Raw genomic sequence first — 24,710 nt, 5'->3', positions numbered from 1 at the left:
ACATGTCGTATATGCGACCAGCAATGCCGCGTAATTTGTGCTGTGCGGTGCAAATTCGTCAGTCAGGGTCGTCGTCTTCGGAGTCGAGCGCCATCGCAACGAGCGCCTCGGGACTCAGCGAGTCGATGACATCGTCGCTGACAGCTGCATCGGGTGCCGGGCTTTCGTCCTGGCCGGCCAACAGCAATAACTTGTCCAGCATTCCGCTTCGCCTGAGCTCACGAACGGGAATGGTTCGCAGGACCGACCAGATCTTGTCGTCGTCTGATTCTTCGTGATTGCCACCGGACAGCTGTTCATCAAGGTGCCGGGCCAGCGCCATTGGCGTCGGATAGTCAAAAATGATGGTTCGAGACAGCGCTAAGCCGGTTGCGGCACGCAACCGATTGCGCAGTTCCACCCCGGTCATCGACTCAAACCCAAGATCTTGGAAGGCACGTTCCGCGTCGATCTGGTGGCTGTTCGAGTGGCCGGTGACGATCGCCGCGTGTAGGCACACCAGATCAACCAGCTGACGAAAGCGCTCCTTGGAATCCACGCTGTCCAAACGCGGCCGCAGCCCTGACTCGTCGCTGCTATCGGCCTTCCCGCCAGCGCCTTCACCCAACCAAAACCGCTGCCGCGCGAAGCTATATGTGGGCAGAGTAACCGTCCGGGCGCGCAGACCGGAGAACGCCGCCCGCCAGTCCAGGTCCGCACCGTCCGCGTACAACTGGCCCATCGCGGTGAGTAGGGATTCGACTTCCGGACGGCCCTTGGCCAGCAACGCAACCGATGTACCCAGGCCTGCGCTCGGCCCGGTTTCGAGGAAAGTCGCGGCGCCCAATGATTCGGCCAAGGCCACGCCGTCGGCGAACCGGACGGGTTTGCGCACATGCTCGACCCAGTAGCTGGCGGTTCCGTACCCCGCCGCAGCCAGCTGCCCAGTCATGTTGGACACCAAGGCAATCCGGGGCTCGTGGGCGACGATACCGCTGATCGTGGCGCCGAACTGCGCCATCATCGGCTCCATCAACGCCGAATGGAATGCATGTGAGACCGCCAACCGGTGCGCCCGACAACCCTGGCCCGTCAGCCGATCCGCTACCACGGCTGTCGCGGCCTCCGGGCCCGAAATCACCACCGAATCCGGCCCGTTGACCGCGGCGATACTGACGCCTTCCTCCAGCATCGGCGCCACCTGTGCCGCGCTGGCCGTTACCGCCACCATCACCCCGCCGGGCGGCAGCTGCGCCATCAACCGACCCCGCGCCGACACCAGTCGCGCCGCGTCCGTCAGCGATAGCACCCCGGCCACGTGAGCCGCAGAGATCTCTCCGACCGAATGGCCCATGACGAGATCGGCGACCACGCCCCAGGCCTGCAACAACGCCGCCAACGCGACTTCCAGGGCGAATAGCGCGGGTTGAGCGAACTCGGTGCCCTCGAGCAGCGACGCATCCGCACCCCAGATCACTTCTCGCAACGGAAAGCGAAGGTGTTCGTCCAACGCGTCAGCCACCGCGTCAAAAGCCTTGGCGAACGCGGAGAACCGGCCATAGAGATCCCGGCCCATGCCCAACCACTGCGACCCCTGTCCCGGAAAGACCAGAACGGTCTTGCCCCCCGAGCCGCCACGTCCGGCGACCAGGTTGACCCCCGGTTCGCCTGAGGCTAAAGCCGCCAACCCCGCCATGAACCCGCCGCGATCACCGCCCACCAGCACCGCCCGATGCTCGAACACGGACCGCGTCGACAGCAGCGACCAGCCGACATCGGCCACATCGATCGAGGGCCGCTCGGCCACCCACGCAGCCAACCGCTGCGCCTGCCCCGCCAACGCCGCCCGAGAACGCGCCGAAACCAACCACGGCACGGTAGCTTCCGTACCGTCGGGGTCCGCCACGGCCTCTTGCGGGATCGGAGCCTGTTGCACGATCACATGCGCATTGGTGCCGCCCATGCCGAACGACGACACCCCGGCCCGGCGGGGCCCGGCTCCGCGCGGCCAGGGTGTGAGTGTGGTACTGACACGCAGGCCATGGCTTTCCATGTCTGTCTCGGCGCTGCCGCCAACGTAGTTGAGACTGGCCGGTATTGCGCCATTCTCCAGGGAGAGCACCGTCTTGATCAGGCCCGCGACTCCGGCAGCGGCGCCGGTGTGGCCGATATTGGACTTCACCGACCCCAGCCACACCGGGGTCTCGCGTGTGGCAAAGACCTCGCTCAGCGCCCGGGCCTCTGTGGTGTCGCCGATTCGCGTGCCGGTTCCATGTGCCTCGACGTAGTCGATCTGGTTGGGATCTACGCCGGCGCTGGCCATCGCCCGCCGCATCACGTCGGCTTCCGCGACGGCCGAGGGGGCTGCCAGTCCACCCGCCGTGTGCCCAGCGCTGCCCACGGCGGCGCCCAGAATTACTGCGCGGATTCTGTTTCCGTCCTCGAGCGCGGCGCGCAATGGCTTGAGCAGCACCAGGCCGCCGCCCTCGCTGCGCACGTAGCCATCGGCTCGTGCGTCGAATGCGTAGGTGCGGCCAGAGGCCGACACAGCCCCGAACTCTGTTTCCAGCCGGCCGGTTTCGCTCGCCAGGTTGAGGTGAATGCCGCCCGCGATCGCCATCGTGGCACCACCTGCGCCGCGCAGGTATTCGCGGGCCAGGTGCACCGCGACCAGCGAGGAAGACTGCCCACAATCGACGGTCATGCTGGGACCGTGCAGGGCGAAACCGTAGGAAACCCGGTTGGCGATCATCCCCCGACTGGCCCCGGCGAACGAGTAGTGATCGAGCTTGTCCGGGGCCTGGTCCAGCGTCAGCAACGCATAGTCGTCGTTCATTGCCCCGAGGTAGACGGCGATGGGCTCGCCGCGCACGGATTCCGCAACGATGCGGGCGTCTTCGAATAGTTCCCATGCCAGTTCCAGGGCGAGTCGCTGCCGTGGGTCCATCGCCGCCGCCTCGCGCGGTGAGACATTGAAAAATTCGGCATCGAAGTCGCCGACATGGTCAATGGGTTTGGCGACTTCGTGCCCCTCAGACACCAGTTCCCAGAACTCACCGGGGTTGGCCGCACCGGGAAACCTGCATGCCACTCCGATAATCGCCACAGCCGATGCGAACTCTTGATCGCCGTCGCCATGCTGCCGGCGCAGACTCGTCGCCCGCGACATCACGCCTACGGTCCTAGTTCCTCGTCCAGGATGGCAAAGAGTTCGCTTTCGCTGGCGGAGCTGATGTCATCATCGTGGCTGTGGTCTTCCCCCCTCGACTGCGGGGATGTCAAGTCGGCCAGCAGGCCGTGGAGCCGATTCGACACCCGTTCCCTGTCTTCGGCAGTCCAGTCGGGCTCGTTGATCATGCTGTCGAGTTCGCGGGCCACCGCATCGAACCGAGCCAGCCGGTTCGGCTGTTCATCGGCGGCGGCGGGTGAGAGCGAGCTGAGTTGGGTGCTGAGGTGTTCGGCCAGTGCCGCCGGGGTTGGGTAGTCGAAGATCAACGTGGGCGAAAGTGTCAGTCCGGTCGAGCTTTTGAGGCGGTTCCGTAGCTCCACGGCAGTCAGGGAGTCGAAGCCAAGGTCCTGGAACGGCTTGTTGGCATCGATATCGACGCTGGCGTTCCCGAGAACGGTGGCGGCGTTGGTGCAGATCATGTCGACAAGTTCGCGGCTACGTTGTTCGGGGCTCAGGGTGTGCAGGCGGCTGATCAGAGCCGTCATCGAGGCACTGTTGTCGTTGGCGTCGACGGCGCGGCGCACCGAGCGAGTGACCAAGTCACGCCAGATCGGGGGAACCTCCGGGTTGGCGCTCAGCGCAGCGACATTGAGCTGGGCAGCCACCACCCCGGGGCGCTCGCCGAGCAGCGCGGCATCCAGCAGGTGCAAGGCATGTTCGGTGCTAAGCGGATCGAGTCCGACCTGCCTCATCCGGGCCAGGTCCCGATCCCCCAGGTGTTGTGTCATGGTGCTGGGTTGTTCCCACAGTCCCCAAGCGATCGAGACAGCGGGTAGGTCCTGGCCGCGCCGGTAGGCGGCGAGACCGTCCAAGAACGCGTTGGCAGCGGCGTAGTTGCCCTGACCGGGGGCCCCTGCGATGCCGGCTAGCGACGAGAACATGACAAATGCCGCCAGATCCATGCCGTGGGTCAGTTCATGCAGATTCCAGGCTCCGGCTGCCTTGGCCCGCAGCACCGGCTCCACCCGATCCGGTGTCAAGGAGGCGAGCACCGCGTCGTCGAGCACACCGGCCGCATGGAATATCCCCTTGAGCGGGTAGCGGTCCGGCAGCTGCGCCAGCAGCGCCGCGACCGCATCGCGGTCAGCCACATCGCAGGCGGTCACCGACACCTGGGCGCCGCCCTGCTGCAGTTCGGCAACCAGATCCGCGATTCCCGGCGCCTGCGTTCCAGCCCGGCTGACCAGCACGACGTGGCCCACGCCATAGCGCTGCACCAGATGCCGGGCCACTGCTGCCCCGGCCATCCCGGTGCCGCCGGTGATCAACACGGTCCCTCCGGACAACACCGATTGCGCGGCCGGTCCCTGCGGCAGGGTCAAGACCACCTTTCCGATGTGGCGGGCCTGACTGACGTAGCGGTAGGCCTGCTGGGCCGACCGAACATCAAACAGCTTGAGCGGCGGTGCTTTTAGAATTCCTTCCTGAAGCAGTCCGACGACCTCGGAAAGCATCCGCGCGATCGCGTCCGGGCCCGCCTCCATCAGGTCGAACGCCCGGTAGCTCACCCCCGGGTACTCGTCGGCAACGGCTTGTGGGTCGCGCAGGTCGGTCTTGCCCATCTCGATGAATCGTCCGCCGGAAACCAACAATCGCAGTGACGCGCCGGTGAACTCACCGGCCAGCGAGTTGAGCACCACATCCACCCCGGCGCCGCCGCTGGTCTTGCGGAACTTCTCCTCGAACTCCAGCGAGCGTGAATCACCAATGTGCTCGTCATCAAAGCCCATTGCCCGCAACGTATCCCATTTGCCACGGCTAGCGGTCACGAAAATCTCGGCGCCCCAATACTTTGCCAGCGCCACCGCGGCCATACCGACTCCGCCGGCGCCTGCGTGTATCAGTACCCGCTCGCCGGCTTTGAGACCGGCCAACACCGACAACCCGTAGAACGCCGTGAGGAACACCACCGGTACACCTGCGGCCTGGGCCAACGACCATCCAGCAGGAACCGTCGTCACCAACCGCTCATCCACCACCGCTTCAGAGCCCACGACACCCACCAAACCCATCACCGCATCGCCAACGGCCAGGCCCTCCACTCCGGGGCCAACCTCGACGACCACGCCGGCGCCCTCGGCACCCAACGCCCCACCGCCGGGATACATCCCCAACGCCACCAGCACGTCCCGGAAATTCACCCCGGCCGCACCGACCGCGACCCGCACCTGGCCGGCGGCCAGGTCCACTCGAGGACACGGCTGCACCAGCACATCCTCGAGCGTTCCCCCACCGCCAACGGCCAACCGCCACGGCCCTTCCGGCAGTTCCAGCCCTGATCCGGAATCGATGAATCTCAACCGGGCCCCATGTACGACACCGGAGCGCACCACCAATTGCGGCTCCCCACAAGCGACGGCATCGGCAATGTCCACCGAATCATCGGTGTCCACCAGTACGACGCGCCCCGGATGCTCCGCCTGCGCCGAGCGCGTCAGACCCCACACCGCCGCGCCCGCCAAATCGGTAACACCTTCGCCGGCCAGGCCCACCGCGCCCCGGGTCAGCACAACCAGAACGCCGGGATCATCGCCTGCCAACCACGACTGCAGCTTCGCCAGCGCCTCGTTCACCCGCTGGCCGACGGCGACGTCACCGTCGGCAGAGCCGGACTCCCACACCACCACGTCCCGAGCCGAGTCGCTCGCGCTGAGTTCCGGTGATGTCGGAGACCACGCAACCTCGAGCAGCCGGCCGCTGATGGTGCCTCCGGCCGCAATCACGGCCGCCGACAACGCCTCACCAGAAACGGCGCGAACTACCAACTGTTTGACCGATAGCACCGGCAGTCCGCGCGGGTCGGCCAGCTCCACCGACACCGACCCCGCATCCCCCGGGGTGATGCGTACCCGCAGCCGCGCCGCCCCCGCCGCATGCAGCGACACCCCCTGCCAGGAAAACGGCAGCATCAATTGATCGGTCGCGGTGGCGAACCCCCAGGCATGCAGGGCGGCATCCAGGACCGCCGGATGGATCCCGAAGCCCTGCACCGTCGCATCCTCGGGAGCGACCACTTCCGCATAGATTTCGCGCCCCCGCCGCCACACCGAGCGCAACCCGCGAAATGCCGGTCCGTAGCCATAACCACGGGCGGCGAATCGGTCGTAGACGTCACTCACATCCACAGCGGATGCGCCCACCGGCGGCCACACCGACAGGTCGGCACCATGGCCGACGCCGCTGGCGCGCAGCACGCCTTCGGCATGCAGCACCCACGAATCGCCATCCGCAGTCGACGAAAACACCGACACGGTCCGCCGGCCCGATTCATCGGCGCCGCCGACGACCAACTGTATCCGCACCGTGCCGGTCTGCGGCAGCGCCAGCGGTGCCAGCAAGGTCAACTCCTGTACCAGCGGGCAGCCGACCTCATCGCCCGCCCGCAGCGCCAGCTCCACGAATCCGGCGCCCGGAAACAGCACCACCCCGTCCACCGTGTGATCGCGTAGCCACGGGTGCAGTTCTGGTGACAACACGCCAGTCAGCACCAGTCCACCCACATCGGGACGCTCCACCACCGCCCCCAGTAGCGGGTGACCGACACCTGTCAGACCAGCGCCGGTGAGCTTGGTCTGGTCAACGCCCAGCTCCTTGAGCCAGTAGCGACGCCGCACAAAGCCATAGGTGGGTAGGTCCGTGCGCTGTGCGCCCAAGCCCGCAAACGCCTCACGCCAGTCCAAAGCTCGACCATCGGCGAACAATTGACCTAGCCCGAGGAGCAGCGCGTCGTTCTCGGGGCGGTCCTTGATCAGCAGCGGGACCGCCGGCGTCTCACGAGTCAACGACTGCTCGACCAACGCCGTCAAGCCGCCGCTGGGCCCCACCTCGACGAAGGCGGCGGCGCCCAATGACTCGGCCAACGCCACACTGTCTGCGAAGCGCACCGGCTTGCGTACATGCTCTACCCAGTACGCTGCCGATCCGTAGCCTGCCTCGGCCAGCTGGCCGGTAACGTTGGATACCAGGCTGATCCGCGGCTGGCTCGCCGAGACACCCTTCAACACCTCGGCGAAGTCCAGCAGCATCGGGTCCATCAAATCCGAGTGAAACGCGTGCGAGACGGCCAGCCGATGCGTCCGTCGTCCCAGTGCCGCAATCCGATCCACCACCTCGCCGACGGCGGCTTCCGGGCCTGAAATCACCACCGAGTCAGGCCCATTGACCGCCGCCACCGCAACCCCGGACCCCAGCAGCGGCGTCACCTCCTGTTCGGACGCGGCAACCGCGACCATCGCCCCACCCGCCGCTAGCCCAGCCATCAGCCGGCCCCTGGCCGCCACCAGCCGTGCCGCATCGGGTAGGGACAGGACACCCGCAATATGGGCCGCCGAGATCTCGCCAACCGAATGCCCGAGCACTAGATCGGGCACGACTCCCAGCTGTGACAGCAAGGCAGCGAGCGCGACCTCCACCGCGAACAGCGCAGGCTGCGCGAACTCTGTACTTTCCAGCAACCCCTCATCGGTGCCCCACATGACCTGCCGTAGCGGTAGCCGCAGGTGCGCATCCAACTCCGCCGCGGCCGCGTCGAATGCCGTGCTGAACGCCGAAAACCGCTCATACAGAACGCGTCCCATGCCCAGGTATTGGGCGCCTTGGCCGGGGAACACGAACACCGTCTTGCCGGTCGATCGCGCGCGGCCCACCACGACGCCCGCGCCGTGCTCGCCGGCGACCACACCGGCAAGCCCGTCCATCAACTGCACGCGGTCGGTGCCCACCACCACCGCCCGATGCTCGAACAGCGAGCGGGTTGCGGCCAGCGACCAGCCCACATCCACCGGGTCGAGATCTGGATGCTCTTCGGCCCAGGACAACAACCGTTGCGCTTGGTTCGCCAACGCCGGTGCTGAACGCGCCGACAACACCCACGGCACGGTTGGGGCGCCGCGATCAGGCTCGGCGAGATCGTGTTCGGCGGTGGGGGCTTGTTCGAGGATCACATGCGCATTGGTTCCGCTGATCCCGAAGGAGGAAACCCCCGCGCGCCTGGGGCGCCCCACATCCGGCCATGGCCGTGACTCGGTCAGAAGTGAAACCGCCCCCGCCGACCAATCCACGTGCGGCGTCGGCACATCCACGTGCAGCGTCTGGGGCAGCACACCATGCTGCATCGCCAACACCATCTTGATCAGCCCGGCCACGCCCGCCGCCGCGGAGGTGTGTCCGATATTGGATTTGATCGAGCCCAGCCACAGGGGCTCGGTGCGGTCCTGTCCATAGGTGGCCAAAATCGCCTGGGCCTCAATCGGATCCCCCAGTACGGTTCCGGTGCCGTGGCCTTCGACCACGTCCACGTCGGCCACCCCCAGCCGAGCGCTGGCCAGTGCCGCCCTAATCACCCGTTGCTGTGACGGCCCATTCGGTGCTGTCAAACCGTTGGAGGCGCCGTCCTGATTGACCGCCGAGCCCCGCACGACTGCCAGCACCGGGTGACCCAACCGCTGTGCGTCGGCCAGTCGCTCCACCACCAGCACCCCGGCCCCCTCCGACCAGGTGGTGCCGTCGGCGGCACCCGCATACGCCTTACACAACCCGTCGGCGGCCAGCGCTCGCTGCCGGCTGAACTCCACAAATGCCGCGGGGGTCGCCATCACTGTCACCCCGCCGACCAGCGCGAGATCGCACTCTCGCGAACGCAATGACTGCGCCGCCAGATGCAGCGCCACCAAGGACGAGGAACACGCGGTATCCACCGACACCGCCGGCCCCTCCAACCCCAGCACATACGCCACCCGACCCGAGGCGACACTCAATGTCGAACCGGTGAGCCCGTATCCTTCCAGCTCGCCTTTGACTTCGCCGCCATAACCGGCGTGAATCACTCCGACGAATACCCCGGTCGCGGAGCCGCGCAACGTGGTCGGATCAATCCCGCTGCGCTCCAAAGCCTCCCACGAGACTTCCAGCATCAGCCGCTGCTGCGGATCCATCGCCAAGGCCTCGTTGGGACCAACGCCGAAAAAGCCGGCGTCGAAGTCTCCGGCATCCGCCAGGAATCCGCCCCGCCGTGTGTAGGTCTTGCCGCGCGCGTCCGGGTCCGGATCGAACATTGCGTCGATATCCCAGCCCCGATCGGTGGGAAACTCCGAGACGGCATCGCGGCCTTGAGTCAGCATCTCCCACAACGATTCCGGAGAATCCGCTCCCCCGGGATACCGGCAGCCCATGCCAACCAGCGCCACCGGCTCGGAGAGCTTGTCTTCCAACTCCGCGACCCGCCGGCGGGTGCGCCGCAGATCCGCGGTCAGGCGTTTGAGGTAATCAACATGCTTGGTGGTTTCCGTCAAGATTGCTCCTCGTAGAGGCTTCAGGAGCCGAGTTCTTCGTCGAGAATGGCGAAGAGCTGGCTTTCGCTGGCAGTGGTGATGTCGTCATCGGCGGACAGGTCGGCCAGGATGTCGTGTAGGCGGCCGGACAACTTGCCCTTGTCCTCGTGGGTCCAGTCGGGTCGGTTGATCAGCTTGTCGAGTTCGCGGGCGAGGTCGTCGAATCGGCGCATCAGATCGGGTTGCGCCGTGGCGGTGGCCAAACGGATGCCGAGATGTTCGGCCAGGGCTGCGGGGCTTGGGTAGTCGAAGATCAGCGTGGGCGAAAGAGTCAGCCCGGTGGCGGCTTTGAGCCGGTTGCGCAGCTCGACGGCCGTCAGTGAGTCAAATCCCAACTCCTGGAAGGCGCGGTGGGCGTTGATGTCGGCGGTGCTGGAGCGCCCCAGCACGGTAGCGGCGTTGCTGCACACGACATCGACGAGTTCGCGTTGACGCTGCTCGGCACTGAGCCCGTGCAGTCTGGCCACCAGGCCCGTTGCCGCCGCGATGTTATCGCCGGCATCGGCGTCGCTGATCACTCGTCTCTTGGGGCGAGCGGCCAACTCGCCCAACAGCGGCGGTAGCGCAGCGCTGTTGGACGTGAGCGCGTTGGCGTCCAGCCGGGTGGCCACCACAACGGCGCGGTCGGCCACCACCGCGGCGTCGAATAGCTCGAGGGCATGTTCGGTTGACAACGTTGCCAGCCCCACCCGGCTCATGCGCGCTTTGTCGCGCTCACCAAGATGGCGAGTCATCGCGCTGGCTTGTTCCCAAAGGCCCCAAGCCACCGACACACCCGGCAGGCCGAGCGCGCGCCGGTGAACGGCCAGCCCGTCCAGGAAGCTGTTGGCCGCCGCATAGTTGCCTTGTCCGGCGGTGCCGATGATCCCGGCCATCGAGGAGAACAACACAAAGGTCGACAAGTTGAGGCCGCGGGTCAGCTCATGCAGATTCCAGGCGCCGTCGATCTTGGCCCGCAGCACCGTATCGACCCGCTGCGGGGTCAGTGAAGCGATCAACCCGTCGTCGAGCACTCCCGCCGCGTGAATCACGCCCCGCAGCGGATAGCGTGCCGGCACTTGCGCTAGTAGCTCCGCGACCGCGTCCCGATCGGAGACATCGCAAGCCACCACCGCCGCCTCTGCTCCGGCATCCTGCAATTGGCCGAGCAGCTCGCTGGTCCCTTCGGCCTGCGCGCCGGACCGACTGACCAGGATGACGTTGGCCACCCGATGACGGGACACCACATGGCGGGCCAAGGCCGTCCCGGCCATGCCCGTCCCGCCGGTGATGATCACCGTGCCTCCGGCCAGGGCACCAGCGGGTACCGCACCGGTTTCGTCGGGAAGTGTCAACACCACCTTGCCGATGTGACGAGCCTGGCTGACAAAGCGATACGCCTGCCGAGCCAGCCGCACGTCGAAAGTCTTGATCGGCAACGGTGTCAGGGTTTCGGCGCAAAGCAGTCGGCTCAGCTCGGCCAGCATCTGCGCGATCAGGTCCGGGCCGGCCTCGATGAGATCAAATGCCCGATACCCAACGCCGCGATGCTGTTCGGCCATCGCCTGTGGGTCACGAAGATCAGTCTTACCCATCTCGATGAAGCGACCGCCGGGGACCAACAGCCGAAGCGATGCGTCGACAAATTCGCCGGCCAGCGAGTTGAGCACCGCGTCCACTCCGGCTCCACCGGTGCCGGCACGGAACTTCTCTTCGAACTCCAGAGTGCGCGAGTTGGCGATGTGGTCATCATCAAAACCCATTGCCCGCAACGTATCCCATTTTCCTGGGCTGGCCGTTGCGAACACTTCCAGACCCCAAAGCCGAGCCAGCTGCACCGCGGCCATGCCCACCCCACCGGTGGCCGCGTGCACCAACAGCTTCTGCCCGGACCGCACCTCGGCCAGGACACGCAAGCCGTAGAAAGCCGTCAAGAACACCACCGGGACACTGGCGGCCGTCTGCAGCGACCAGCCCTGCGGAACTGCGGTCACCAAGCGGTGATCCACCACCGCCTCGGGCCCCACCACGCCGAGCAGCCCCATGACCGCGTCGCCGACGGCCACCCCGGAAACGCCGGGCCCGACCTCGGTGACAATCCCGGCGCCCTCAACCCCTAGCTCGCCTCCACCGGGATACATGCCCAACGCCACCAGCACATCCCGGAAATTGACGCCTACGGCGGCCACCGCCACCCGCAGCTGTCCGGTCATCAGCCCCGACGGCGCACAGCCGCCCACCTTCACGTCATCCAACGTGCCGCCGCCGCCGGTGACCAATCGCCAAGTCTCGCCCGGTTGCGGCAACCGCAGCAGTGACTCGGCCGGCTTCAACCGCGCCTGGTAGGCCACGCCCGCACGCACCACCAGCTGCGGCTCACCGGAATTCAGCACCGCGCCCAGTTCGACCGAACCATCGGTATCGACCAGTACGACGCGACCGGGATGCTCGGCCTGCGCCGAACGCACCAGCCCCCACACCGCCGAACCCGCCAGATCGGTCACGTCTTCGTCCGCCAGTCCTACCGCGCCGTGCGTCACCACCGCCAAGACCCCGGGTTGGTCGCTGGTCAGCCACGACTGCAATGCGCCCAGCGCGCCATGAGTGGCCACATATGTCGACTCCACCGCACCCGCGGGCAGTTCGACCTGGGAGGCCAAGTCCCACAACGTCACCGGTATATCGGCGGTGTCGGCGCCGGGCCTGGCCAGCGGTGACCACACGACCTCTAACAAGCCACCGCCACCGGCCGTGCCCGCCGATGACGTCTGGTCGGACACCGGACGAAACGCTAGGTCCCGCACCGTCAAAACCGGCAGACCTGCCGAGTCGGCGAGTTCCATGGCCACCGAGCCGGACCGAGATTGCGCTATCCGGACTCGACAGCGCGAGGCTCCGGCGGCGTGCAACGACACCCCTTGCCACGCGAACGGCAACACCGTTTGGTCCTGCTCCGCGGTCAGCACCAACGCATGCAGTGCCGCATCGAGAAGCGCTGGGTGGATGCCGAATCCGCCGATCTGCGCGCCGGTGTCTTCGGGGAGGGCCACTTCAGCGAAGATTTCGTCCCCCGACTGCCACACGGCCTGCAGACCGCGAAACGCCGGACCGTATTCGTAGCCCCGGGCTGCCAGCCGGTCGTACACACCGCCGAGGTCCAGCGCCGTCGCGCCCTCCGGTGGCCATGCCGTCAACTGCCCCACTGAAGCAACCGCCGCCGGCGCCAATACACCTTCGGCATGTAATGACCATTCCGAAAGTGACTGGTCGCCGCGCGAATACACTTCGACTGTCCGGCGATCCGACTGGTCGACGGGGCCCACCACCACCTGTAACCGCACTCCGCCGACGGTCGGCAGAACCAACGGCGCCGACAGGGTCAGTTCTTCCACTGCCGCGCATCCGACCTCATCGCCGGCGCGGATCGCCAACTCGACAAAGCCCGCCCCCGGGAACAACACCGTGCCGGCCACCGCATGACCCGCCAACCATGGCTGCGCGGCCACCGATAGCTGACCAGTCAAGACCACCCCACCCGAATCGGGCCGCTCCACCACCGCGCCCAGCAGGCCATGCGCGGCCCCGGCCTGCCCCAGACCGCCTACGTCGGTGCGACCGGCATCGAGCTGCCCCAGCCAGAAGCGGCGATGCTGGAACCCGTAGGTGGGCAGGGCCACCCGCCGGCCGGCGCCGATGGTCGAGGCCCAGTCCACCCGCACCCCCGCGACATGGGCTTGAGCGACCGATAGCCAGAGTCTTTGCAGCCCGCCGTCGTCGCGCCCCAGCGATGGAATGACGATCGCTTCGCCGGAGTCTTGCTGGCCGGCCAGGGTTTCTTCGATTCCGGCGATCAAAACCGGGTGCGGGCTGGACTCGATGAAGACTTGGCACCCGCTGTTGAAGGCGGTACGGATAGCCCGTTCGAACTGCACCGTCTGGCGGATGCTGCGATACCAATAGTGGGCGTCCAGGCCCGCGGTATCGGTGAATTCGCCGGTGACTGTGGAGATGAAGGCCGTCGATGTCGATTGGGGCGCGATACCGTCCAGTGCCTCGGTCAACTCGGCACGGATCGCCTCCACCTGACCGGAATGGGACGCGTAGTCGACGTCGATTCTGCGGGCCCGAATGTCGTCCGCCTCACAGCGCCCGATCAGGGCATCGAGAGCATCCACCTCGCCGGACACCACGATCGCTGAAACGCCGTTTACCGCGGCAATACTCAAGCGGTCGCTCCAAGGAGCCACTAGCTGCCGGGCGCGTTCCAGTCCGCACGCGAGCGACACCATCCCGCCGGCACCGGAGAGCTGCACCAGCAGCTGGCTGCGCCGCGCGACCACCCGCGCCGCATCCTCGAGGGACAGTGCCCCCGCCACGTAGGCGGCCGCAATCTCGCCTTGCGAATGGCCGATCACCGCGTCGGGAAGCACCCCTGCGGAACGCCATAATTCGGCGAGCGACACCATGATCGCCCACAACACCGGCTGCACGACGTCCACCCGATTCAGCCCCGGAGCACCCGGCACCGCCCGCACGACATCGAGCAGCGACCAGGACACGTACTCGGCAAGAGCCTTCTCGCACCGATGCATCTGATCGGCGAACACCGTCGAGGTGTCCAGCAGATCGACGCCCATCCCGACCCACTGCGACCCCTGGCCGGGAAACACGAACACCGTCTTGCCTACTGGCTGGGCACGACCCACGACAACACCGGCGCCTGGCTCACCGTCGACAAAGCCCGCGAGCCCCTGAATCAGCTGCGTCCGGTCGGCGCCCACCACCACCGCCCGATGTTCGAACACCGACCTGGTGGTAGCCAGCGACCAGCCCACATCGGCTACATCGAGATCCGGGCGATCACTCACCCACTGCGCCAGGCGCCGTGCCTGGTTGACTAGCGCCGGAGCTGACCGCGCAGCCAGTATCCACGGGGTGACATCGGTTCTGTGCTGTGCGGCAACCTCTTCTGCTGCCGGCGCCTGCTCGAGAATGACGTGAGCGTTGGTGCCGCTGATCCCGAACGAAGATATCCCTGCCCTACGCGCACGCCCGGTTTCCGGCCACGGGCGCGCCTCGGTCAGCAACGACACCGACCCCGCTGACCAGTCCACATGCGGCGTCGGCACATCCACATGCAGCGTCTGGGGCAGCACCCCATGCTGCATCGCCAGCGTCATCTTGATGACTCCGGCTACCCCGGCCGCGGCAGAGGTATGCCCCATGTTCGATTTGATCGAGCCCAGCCACAGGGGCTCTTTGCCGGGCCCGGTACGGTCCTGCCCATAGGTGGCCAAAATCGCCTGGGCCTCAATGGGATCGCCCAAGGTGGTCCCGGTGCCGTGGCCTTCGACCACATCCACATCGGCCACGCCCAGCCGTGCACTGGCCAGCGCCGCGCGAATCACTCGCTGCTGTGAGGGCCCATTCGGGGTCGCGAGCCCGTTGGAGGCACCATCCTGGTTGACCGCCGAACCCCGCACCACGGCCAACACCGGATGTCCCAACCGCTGTGCATCGGTCAGCCGCTCCAGCACCAGCGCCCCGGCGCCCTCGGAGAACGCGGTCCCGTCGGCGGCACCCGCGTACGCCTTGCACCGCCCGTCGGCGGATAGCGCCCGTTGCCGGCTGAATTCGATGAACATCGCCGGCGTGGCCATCACGGTTACCCCACCCACCAGGGCCAAATCGCACTCTCGCGACCGCAGTGACTGCACCGCCAGGTGCAAGGCGACCAGTGAGGACGAACACGCGGTATCCACCGACACCGCCGGGCCCTCCAACCCCAGCACATAGGCCACTCGGCCCGACGCCACACTCAACGTCGACCCGCGCAGCCCATATCTCTCGAGGTCGCCGGGCACCCGGCCCTGTCCCCCATACGAGCCGTGGAAGACCCCGACGAACACACCGGTCGGCGATCCGCGCAACGTGGTCGGGTCGATTCCGGTGCGCTCCAACGCCTCCCAGGACACTTCCAGCAACAGTCGCTGCTGGGGATCCATCGCCATCACTTCGCTGGGCGCTATCCCGAAGAATTCGGCGTCAAAACCAGCGACGTCGGTCAGAAATCCACCGCTGCGGGTGTATGACTTGCCCACCGCGTCCGGATCGGGGTCGAACAGACTCGCTCCATCCCAGCCGCGATCCGTCGGGAAATCCGACACCACGTCACGTCCGGCGGCCACCATCTCCCACAAGCCCTCGGGAGTCTCGATGCCACCCGGGTAACGACATCCCATCCCGACCACCGCGACGGGCTCTGTGGCTTGGGCAAGGTGGTCACGGTTTTCCCGCTTGAGCCGCTCGTTCTCTTTGAGTGTCTTGCGCAGTGCCGTGATGAGTTCGTCTGGGGTGCTGTCCATACAACGCGCCTTTCCAGCTACTCAGCGAATCGGCGCGAGGGGCGCGCGGCGGCTGGCGTTGTTCCTTTCCGGCTCCTGGCCAAGCACCGGTAGCCCCGTCCTAGATCCCCGATCGAGCAGAAATTCACGTGTGTTCAATGCCAACGCAGCAGTACTAGTTCAGAACAGAACCCAGGGCCCATCGCCATCATCAGGCCGGGACTCCCGCTGGGCGGCGGTTTGGCAATGGTGTCCCGCAGCACATGCAACACAGATGCCGAGGAAAGGTTGCCGATCTCGCCGAGCGAACGCCAGGTCAGCTCCAGCGCCTCCGGAGGCAGGTTGAGGCTCTCGGTGATCGCGTTGATGATCTTGGGGCCACCGGGATGGGTGACCCAGGCGCCGACATCGGTGACGCTGAGGCCGTGGCCGGCCAGGAAGGTGGTGACGTCCTCGGCCACATATTCCTCGACCACATCCGCGATGTCCTTGGACAGCACCAGCTCGAACCCGGCGGAGCCCACGTCGTAGCCCATGGTGCGCAACGAATCGGGATACAGGTGGCTGCACGAATCCAGGATGTCGGGTCCGCTGGCGCCAACCTCTTCGGCACGTCCGTCTCCGACCGCCACCACCGCGGCGGCACCGTCTGCAAACAGTGCGCTGCCGACCAGACCGGCCGCCGAAGGCTTGTATCCCGGGAAAGTCAGTGAACACAGCTCGACGGAGATCAAGGCGGCGATGCCGTTGGGAGCACCGCGCAGATAGTCGTGGAGACGGGCCACACCGGCGGCGCCGGCCACACATCCCAGCCCGAACAGCGGTACCCGTCGCACGTCCGGTCGCAGTCCAACGCGTCCGGCGATGCGGGCATCCAACGATGGCACCGCCAGACCGGTGACCGTGGTGGTGATGAGGACATCGAGGTCTTCGGGCTGCAGGCCGGCCTCGTCGAGTGCCCCCATCAAGGCTTCGACGCCGAGGTCCACGGCTTTTTCGATGAAGATCCCATTGGCCTCGCCGAAGTCATTCAGCTTGGGGTACGTCTCCAGCGGAAGCACCAAATGGCGGCTGTTGACCTTTGCGTTTGCGTGTAGCTGCCGGACGAGTTCTTCGTAGCCCTCAAAGTCCGGGATGTTGACGAACGTCTCGGTGAGTTCGCGCTGACTGTAGCGATGCGGGGGCAACGCACCAAACACACCTGCGATGACGCTCATCGGTCCCACCCCTTCAACACGAACATCAACGCCGAAACGTTCAATGCATTCCCTAGGACACGAAGTTTAGTTCGCAATCGAGGGCCGCAGCGGCAAAATCCGCTCAGCGCATCAGCTCATCGCCCAGCCGAGCAGTGATTTCCCGCACAATTTGAAGCTGCTCGGCGACCCGCTTGGGCGCCGTGCCTCCGCGGGAATCACGCGCGGACACCGATCCCTCAATCGTCAATACGTCGCGTACCTGCGGTGTCAGCTCCGGGCTGATGGCGGCAAGTTCGTCGTCGGTCAACTCCTCGAGGCCGACGCTGCGTTCCTCGGCGGTGCGCACGGCGGCACCGGCGGCCTCATGCGCGGACCTAAAGGGGACGCCTTGTCGTACCAACCACTCTGCGACATCGGTGGCCAACGTGTAGCCCGCAGGCGCCAGCGCGGCCATCCGCTCGACATCGAAGGTCAGGCTCCCCACCAGGCCCGCCATCGCCGGCAGCAGCAGCTCGAGCTGAACCACCGAGTCAAACACCGGCTCCTTGTCTTCCTGCAGGTCGCGGTTGTAGGCCAGGGGCTGGGCCTTCAGGGTCGCCAGCAACCCGGTGAGGTTGCCGATCAGCCGCCCGGCCTTGCCGCGGGCCAGCTCCGCGATATCCGGGTTTTTCTTCTGCGGCATGATCGAGCTGCCGGTGGACCACGAGTCGTGCAGGGTCACATAGCCGAACTCGGTCGAGCTCCAGATGATGATGTCCTCGGCCAGCCGGGACAGGTCCACGGCGATCATGGCGAATACGAACGCCGCCTCGGCCGCGAAATCGCGCGAGGCGGTCGCATCGACGGAGTTGTCGGCGGCGGTGGTGAAACCCAGATCCGCCGCGATCGCATCGGGGTCCAAGCCCAGCGAGGATCCGGCCAGCGCACCCGAGCCGTATGGGGAAACCGCCGCTCGTTTGTCGAAGTCCACGATCCGCTCCACGTCGCGCAGCAGCGGATGGGCGTGGGCGAGCAAATGGTGCGCCAGCAAGATGGGTTGGGCGGACTGCAGGTGCGTCTTGCCGGGCATGATGGCCGTCGGGTGCGCGGCCGCCTGATCGCCGAGCGCCGCCACCACCTCGAGTACACCCGTAGCCACCCGGCGCACCGCGTCGCGCAGCCACATCCGGAACAGGGTGGCGACTTGATCGTTGCGGGATCGGCCGGCCCGCAGGCGGCCGCCGAGGTCGGGGCCGACCCGCTCGATCAATCCGCGTTCCAGCGCGGCATGCACGTCCTCATCGGAGACCAGGGGGCCGAAGCTGCCGTCGGCGACGTCGCTGGCCAGGCTGTCCAGGCCAGCCAACAAACCGTCGCGCTGCTCCTCGGTGAGCAGCCCAGCGCGGAAGAGCACCACAGCGTGGGCCCGCGATGCGGTGACGTCGTAGGGGGCCAGGGCCCAGTCGAAATGGGTGGATTTGCTCAGCGCCGCCAGCGCGTCGGAAGGCCCGCCGGCGAACCGCCCACCCCACAGCGATCCCTGATTGGTACTCACTTTTCCTCCGCGAGCTTTTCCTCCGCGAGCTTTTCCTCCGCGAGCTTTTCCTCCGCGAGCAGACACAGAATCGCACCAACGCGCCGGTGCATCTGCGATTTCGCGTCTGCTCGGCAGTAGCGGCTCACTGCAGATCCCGGCGGGCGGAGAGTTTGGACGACAAGCCGTGCACGTAGACGAACCCCTTGGCAGCCGACTGGTCGAAGGTGTCGCCCTCGTCGTAGGTGGCCAGGTTGAAGTCGTAGAGCGACTCCGCGCTGCGCCGGCCGTTGACGGCGATGTGACCGCCGTGCAGCACCAGCCGGATCTCACCAGACACGTGCTCCTGGGTCTTGGCGACAAAGCTCTCCAGCGCGGTCTTCAACGGCGAATACCACAGTCCGTCGTACACCAGCTCGGCCCAGCGCTGATCGGTGTGCCGCTTGAATCGGGCCAGCTCACGCTCGAGGGTGACGTGCTCGAGCTCGGCGTGGGCCGTGATGAGCACCATGGCCCCGGGCGCCTCGTAGATCTCCCGGCTCTTGATGCCCACCAAGCGGTCCTCGACGACATCGAGGCGCCCGACGCCCTGGGCCCCGGCCCGGCGGTTGAGCTCCTCGATGGCCTGCAGCATCGTGACCGCGTTGCCGTCGATCGACACCGGCATGCCGCGTTCGAAGCCGACGATCACCTCATCGGGGGTGTTCCAGTTGACGGTCGGATCTTCGGTGTAGGAGTAGACGTCCTTGGTGGGCGCGTTCCACAGGTGCTCGAGGAAGCCGGTTTCGACAGCTCGGCCCCACACGTTTTGGTCGATCGAGAACGGCGAGCGCTTGGTGACGTTGATTGGGATCGCGTTCTCTTCGGCGAATGCGATCGCCTTCTCCCGGGTCCAGGCGTAGTCGCGAACCGGTGCCAACACCTCCAGGTCGGGAGCCAGCGACGCGAACCCGACCTCAAATCGCACCTGGTCGTTGCCCTTGCCCGTGCACCCGTGCGCGACGATCCCACCGCCGTGCTCGCGTGCCGCCTCCACCAGATGCTTGACGATCAGCGGCCGGCTGATGGCCGACACCAGCGGATAGCGGTCCATGTAGAGGGCATTGTTCAAGATGGTGGGCAGGCAGTAGCCCTCCGCGAACTCGTCGCGAGCATCGACCACGACCGCCTCGACGGCACCGCAATCGAGCGCTCGCTGACGCACGACCTCCATGTCCTCGCCACCCTGGCCGAGGTCAATCGCAACAGCCACGACCTCACGGCCGGTCTCCTTGCCTATCCAGCTGATGGCCACCGAGGTGTCCAGACCGCCGGAATACGCCAGGATGACGCGTTCTGACATGAACCAACTCCTTCATTTCGCCGAACCGGCAGCAGTGTATTTCAGGTCCTACTTCAATTTTTCCAAGGCGATTGCCAACTCGGCCCCGGTCATCGGCTCACGAGCAGCCACGAACACAGTGTCATCGCCGGCAATGGTGCCGACCACGTACGGTAGCGCCGCACGATCGATTGCGCTGGCCAAGTAGTGCGCCCCGCCGGGCGGGGTGCGCAGCACCGCGAGGTTGGCGCTGGCATCGGAGGACACCAGCAGCTCACCCAGCAGCCGCGCCAGCCGTCCGGTGCCCCCGGTCACCCCGCGCACCGGGCTACCGTCTTCTGGCACCACGTAGACACCCACCCCACCATCGGCGCCGCGCAGCTTCACCGCGCCGAGCTCTTCGAGATCACGAGACAACGTAGCCTGGGTCGCCTCGATCCCCTGGACCGCTAGCAACGCGGCCAATTCACTTTGACTGCTCACCGACTCCGTGGACAAAATCGCCACGATTCGGGCCTGCCGACCAGCACGATTGACACTGATCTCGGGTGCTTGTTTGGCGCCGTTCATCGCCCCCGCTCCAACAACCACACCAGCAGCGCCTTCTGCGCATGCAGCCGATTCTCCGCCTCGTCCCACACCGCGCTGGCCGGACCGTCCATCACCTGATCGGTGATCTCGTCGCCTCGATGCGCCGGAAGACAGTGCAGCACAACGGCTTCGGAATCAGCCGCCGCCAGCAGCTGCTCGTTCACCTGGAATGGGCGGAAGGGCTTGACGCGGTCGAGCCCGTCATCTTCCTGGCCCATCGACGTCCAGGTATCGGTGACCAGGACATCGGCGCCGGCCGCTGCCACGTGGGCGTCAGCGGTGAGCCGCACCGAGGCACCGGTCGTCTCGGCACGCTGCTCCGCGGCGCCAACGACCGACGGGTCAGGGTGAAATCCGTCGGGAGCGGCAACTGTCACATGCATGCCCGCGGTGACCCCGCCCAACATCAGTGAATGCGCCATGTTGTTGGCGCCGTCACCAAAGTAGGACAACCGCAAGCCTTTCAAGGAGCCCCGACGTTCCGTGATGGTCTGCAAATCGGCCAGCACCTGGCAGGGGTGGAACTCGTCGGACAGCGCATTGACGACGGGCACCGTCGCGGTGGAAGCCATGGCCTCCAGGCGATCCTGGCCGAAGGTGCGCCAAACAATGGCATCAACAAAGCGAGACAACACTTTTGCGGTGTCCGGCAGGGTCTCCTCGCGGCCCAGCTGGGTGCTGCGACCGTCGACAACCACTGCATGCCCACCCAACTGGGCGATACCCATCTCAAAGGAGAAGCGGGTGCGGGTGGAATTCTTGTCGAAGATCACCGCCACTCCCCGCGGCCCGTCCAGGGGACGGCGGCTGAACGGTTCCCGCTTCAATTCGGCCGCCAGCTGCAGAACTTCGGCCTGCTCGGCAGGCGACAAGTCGTCATCACGCAGAAAGTGTCGGATCATGCTGATGCTCCCGCGGTGTCCAAGATTCCCGGCAGCGCGGCGACAAAGCCTTCGAGCTGCGGTTCGGTAATGACCAATGGTGGCGCGAGCCGGACAACGTTGGGCGCGGCGCCATTTACCAGGTAGCCGGCGTCGCGCGCGGCCACCTCCGCCGCCTTGGCGTGCGGGCCTGCCAGCACAATGCCCAAGAGCAATCCGCGCCCGCGCACATGGTCGATCAACGGATGGCTCAACGACTCGACGCCCTGTTTGAAGGTTTTGCCTAACGTTTCGGCGCGGCGCACCAGACCTTCGGAGGCCACTACCCGCAGCACCGCCAACGCCGCCGCGGCACAAACCGGGTTGCCGCCGAACGTACTGCCGTGCAACCCCGGTGTCAGCAACTCCGCCGCTGGGCCAATGGCCAGACACGCCCCAATGGGCAATCCGCCCCCTAACCCCTTGGCCAGTGTCACAACATCGGGAGTAATGCCGTCATGCTGGTGCGCGTAGAAAGCTCCGGTGCGGCCAATTCCGGTCTGCACCTCGTCGAGCACCAACAGCGCGCCGTGGCGTGCGGTGATCTCGCGAGCCGCCAGCAGGTAGCCCTCCGGCGGCACGACGACACCACTCTCCCCCATGATGGGCTCGAGGAACACGGCGGCAGTCTCGTCGTCGACGGCGGCGGCCAACGCGTCGATATCCCCATAGGGAACGTGGGTAACGTAGCCGGGCAACGGCTCGAACGGCGCTTGCTTGGCCGGCTGTCCGGTGAGTGCCAACGATCCCATCGTCCTGCCGTGAAAACCCTCTTGCGCAGCAACAAGTTTCGTACGACCGGTAAGCCGAGACAGCTTGAACGCAGCCTCGTTGGCCTCGGTCCCGGAGTTGCAGAAGAACACCCGCGCCGGCGCTTCAGCTCCCAGCAGCGTGATCAATTCTTCGGCGAGCGCGATGGTGGGCTCGGTGGCATACAAGTTGGAGGTGTGGCCCAACGTCGACATCTGCTGAGTCACCGCCTCAATGACGGCGGGGTGGCGATGGCCGAGTATGTTGACCGCGATGCCGCCCAGCAGGTCGACGTAGTTCTTACCGTCGACGTCGGTAACTACCGCGCCTTCGCCACTGGCCAATGCCACGGGCGGGGTGCCGTAGTTGTTCATCATCACGGCTTCCCATCGGGCCCGCGTGTCCTCGGTATGCGTCATGCGGACACCACCTTGGTGCCGGTCCCCGCATTGGTGAACAGCTCGACCAGCACGCAATGTTCAACACGCCCGTCGATGACGTGCGCGCTGGGCACCCCACCGGTGACCGCCCGCAGACATGCTTCGACCTTGGGGATCATGCCCGCCTCCAGCCTGGGCAATAACTGTTCCAAAGCCGCCGTGTCGATTTCTCTGACCAATGAGTCCCGGTCGGGCCAGCTGGTGTAGAGGCCTTCCACATCGGTAAGCATCAGCAGTTTCTCGGCTCCAAGGGCTTCGGCGAGGGCGGCCGCGGCGGTGTCCGCGTTGATGTTGTGCACCACGCCTTCGGCGTCCGGAGCCAGTGTTGAAATGACCGGAATCCTATGTGCGGCGATGAGATCCATCAGCGCCGCGGCATTGACATGGTCGACGTCACCGACCAGGCCGATGTCGGTAGCGACGCCGTCGACGTTCACACTGCGCCGCACTGCGGTGAACAGCTGTGCGTCTTCACCGGTGACCCCCACCGCATAGGGCCCGTGCGCGTTGATCAAGTTGACCAATTCGCGACCGACCTGTCCGAACAACACCATCCGCGCCACGTCGAGGACTTCCGGTGTAGTGACCCGGAATCCGCCTTTGAAGTCACCCTCGATGCCGAGCTTGCCAAGCATGGCGGTGATCTGTGGCCCACCACCGTGCACCACCACCGGATGAATTCCGCAGTTTCGCAGGAAAGCCATGTCGGCAGCGAAGGCTTGCCGCAATGTGTCGTCGGTCATCGCGTTGCCGCCGTACTTGATAACGACAACCCTGCCGTGCAACTGCTTGAGCCAGGGCAACGCTTCGGCCAGCACTTGGGCCTTGGACTGGGTGGACAACGTTTCAATCGTCATGAGCTGTATGCCGAATTCTCTTCGACGTAGGCGTGGGACAGATCGGTGGTCCGGATGGCCGCGTGAGCATCGCCGACGCCAAGTTCGACGGTGACATAGGTATCGGTGGCCGAGAGGTCCACCTCACGCGCGCCCGGGGCACCAACGCCGTCGATGCAGACGGCAGAGCCATTGAATAGCACGCTGATTCGATTGGGGTCGAGGGTGATGGGGGCCATCCCGACCGCTGCCAGAACTCTCCCCCAGTTCGGGTCGGATCCGAACAGCGCGGTCTTGACCAAGCTGTCACGAGCGATCACCCGCGCGGCGATCAGTGCGTCTTCTTCTGTGGCGGCGCCCTTCACGGTGACGGTAACGCGCTTGGTGACGCCTTCGGCATCGGCCTGCAGTTGAGCACAGAGGTCATCGCAAACTCGTAGTACCGCCTCGTCGAGATCCGCTTGCGACGGCGCTATTTCGCTGGCACCCGATGCCAGCAAGAGCACCGTGTCATTGGTCGAGCAGCTGCCGTCGATGTCGAGCCGGTCGAACGTACGCGCGGTTGCCCTACGCAGCGCCTGCTCGAGTGCCGCCGAACTCGCGGCCGCGTCGGTGGTGAGCACACAAAGCATGGTCGCAAGCGAGGGGGCCAGCATGCCCGCGCCTTTGACCATCCCACCGACAGTCCATTTGCTCTGATGATGTAGCGCAACTTGTTTGGCGACGGTGTCAGTGGTCATGATGGCGTGGGCAGCGTCGTCGCCGCCGTGCAGGCCGCCATGCAGCTCATGCACGATGTGTTCGACACCGGCAAGCACCTTGTCCATCGGCAGGCGGTCGCCGATCAGCCCGGTCGAGCAGACCGCGACCTCCACTGCGCCGGTCTCTGTTCCCCAGTCCGACAACGCGGTCGCGACGGCCTCTGCCGTGGCGTGCGTGTCCTGGAAGCCGCCGGGGCCAGTACAGGCGTTTGCACCACCGGAATTGAGGATCACCGCACGTAGCTGCCCGGTCGTTAGCGCCTGCTGCGTCCACAACACCGGTGCGGCCTTGACCTGGTTCCGGGTGAACACGCCGGCGGCTGAGTAGTCGGGGCCTTCATTGAATACCAGCGCGAGGTCGCGAGCACCCGACGCCTTGATCCCAGCCGCGATGCCTGCAGCCCGGAAACCTGCCGGGGCAGTAATGCCTTGACTACGCAACAGCCGCCCGGCGCTGACAACTTCAGTCATGTGTGTCACTCTCCCCGCTGCCAGGCGGTAGTCCTTGCTCCCGGTCAC

Annotated in this window: 11 protein-coding genes; all 11 read right to left on the bottom strand. The window is 66.1% G+C overall.

Going from position 1 to position 24,710, the window contains the following annotated elements:
* Positions 1-58: 58 nt before the first annotated feature.
* The gene (locus CCUG20998_RS11925; protein ID WP_036455880.1) at positions 59-3,148 is read right to left on the bottom strand and encodes a type I polyketide synthase; all 3,090 of its coding nucleotides are present in this window, start codon (positions 3,146-3,148) and stop codon (positions 59-61) included.
* A gap of 5 nt (positions 3,149-3,153) precedes the next feature.
* Positions 3,154-9,498: a type I polyketide synthase gene (locus CCUG20998_RS11920; protein ID WP_020728753.1), complete on the bottom strand. Its 6,345-nt coding sequence runs from the start codon at positions 9,496-9,498 to the stop codon at positions 3,154-3,156.
* A gap of 20 nt (positions 9,499-9,518) precedes the next feature.
* Positions 9,519-15,881 carry a type I polyketide synthase gene (locus CCUG20998_RS11915; RefSeq protein ID WP_020728752.1) on the bottom strand — a complete coding sequence of 2,121 codons (6,363 nt, stop codon included), beginning with the start codon at positions 15,879-15,881 and terminating at the stop codon, positions 9,519-9,521.
* 134 nt (positions 15,882-16,015) lie between these two features.
* The gene (locus tag CCUG20998_RS11910) at positions 16,016-17,077 is read right to left on the bottom strand and encodes a type III polyketide synthase (RefSeq protein WP_020728751.1); all 1,062 of its coding nucleotides are present in this window, start codon (positions 17,075-17,077) and stop codon (positions 16,016-16,018) included.
* 103 nt (positions 17,078-17,180) lie between these two features.
* Positions 17,181-18,593 (bottom strand): argininosuccinate lyase, encoded by a 1,413-nt coding sequence (argH, locus tag CCUG20998_RS11905; RefSeq protein ID WP_020728750.1) that lies wholly within the window; start codon positions 18,591-18,593, stop codon positions 17,181-17,183.
* Positions 18,594-18,717: 124 nt separating this feature from the next.
* Complete coding sequence (locus CCUG20998_RS11900) at positions 18,718-19,914, bottom strand: argininosuccinate synthase (RefSeq protein WP_012394209.1); 1,197 nt, start codon at positions 19,912-19,914, stop codon at positions 18,718-18,720.
* A gap of 48 nt (positions 19,915-19,962) precedes the next feature.
* A complete protein-coding gene (locus tag CCUG20998_RS11895; protein WP_011739767.1) occupies positions 19,963-20,463 on the bottom strand; it encodes an arginine repressor in 501 nt (166 codons plus the stop codon).
* Positions 20,460-21,386 carry an ornithine carbamoyltransferase gene (gene argF / locus CCUG20998_RS11890; RefSeq protein WP_020728748.1) on the bottom strand — a complete coding sequence of 309 codons (927 nt, stop codon included), beginning with the start codon at positions 21,384-21,386 and terminating at the stop codon, positions 20,460-20,462. Before argF ends, CCUG20998_RS11895 begins: the two co-directional genes overlap by 4 nt.
* On the bottom strand, positions 21,383-22,573 hold the full coding sequence (locus CCUG20998_RS11885; protein ID WP_020728747.1) for an acetylornithine transaminase: 1,191 nt from the start codon (positions 22,571-22,573) through the stop codon (positions 21,383-21,385). Before CCUG20998_RS11885 ends, argF begins: the two co-directional genes overlap by 4 nt.
* Entirely contained in the window at positions 22,570-23,451 is an 882-nt protein-coding gene (gene argB / locus CCUG20998_RS11880; protein ID WP_020728746.1) for an acetylglutamate kinase, read from the bottom strand. Before argB ends, CCUG20998_RS11885 begins: the two co-directional genes overlap by 4 nt.
* On the bottom strand, positions 23,448-24,662 hold the full coding sequence (argJ, locus tag CCUG20998_RS11875) for a bifunctional glutamate N-acetyltransferase/amino-acid acetyltransferase ArgJ (RefSeq protein WP_020728745.1): 1,215 nt from the start codon (positions 24,660-24,662) through the stop codon (positions 23,448-23,450). Before argJ ends, argB begins: the two co-directional genes overlap by 4 nt.
* Positions 24,663-24,710 lie beyond the last annotated feature (48 nt).

It is taken from the genome of Mycobacterium marinum (assembly GCF_003391395.1).
GTDB classification, from domain to species: domain Bacteria; phylum Actinomycetota; class Actinomycetes; order Mycobacteriales; family Mycobacteriaceae; genus Mycobacterium; species Mycobacterium marinum.
This window is presented reverse-complemented; position numbering and strand designations above follow the sequence as displayed.

Excerpts from the sequence above, each read along its gene's own strand:
- CCUG20998_RS11895 (WP_011739767.1), bottom strand. The coding sequence starts at position 20,463 with ATGAACGGCGCCAAACAAGCACCCGAGATCAGTGTCAATCGTGCTGGT.
- CCUG20998_RS11925 (WP_036455880.1), bottom strand. The coding sequence starts at position 3,148 with ATGTCGCGGGCGACGAGTCTGCGCCGGCAGCATGGCGACGGCGATCAA.
- CCUG20998_RS11915 (WP_020728752.1), bottom strand. The coding sequence starts at position 15,881 with ATGGACAGCACCCCAGACGAACTCATCACGGCACTGCGCAAGACACTC.
- CCUG20998_RS11910 (WP_020728751.1), bottom strand. The coding sequence starts at position 17,077 with ATGAGCGTCATCGCAGGTGTGTTTGGTGCGTTGCCCCCGCATCGCTAC.
- argF (WP_020728748.1), bottom strand. The coding sequence starts at position 21,386 with ATGATCCGACACTTTCTGCGTGATGACGACTTGTCGCCTGCCGAGCAG.
- argJ (WP_020728745.1), bottom strand. The coding sequence starts at position 24,662 with ATGACTGAAGTTGTCAGCGCCGGGCGGCTGTTGCGTAGTCAAGGCATT.
- argB (WP_020728746.1), bottom strand. The coding sequence starts at position 23,451 with ATGACGATTGAAACGTTGTCCACCCAGTCCAAGGCCCAAGTGCTGGCC.
- CCUG20998_RS11900 (WP_012394209.1), bottom strand. The coding sequence starts at position 19,914 with ATGTCAGAACGCGTCATCCTGGCGTATTCCGGCGGTCTGGACACCTCG.
- CCUG20998_RS11885 (WP_020728747.1), bottom strand. The coding sequence starts at position 22,573 with ATGACGCATACCGAGGACACGCGGGCCCGATGGGAAGCCGTGATGATG.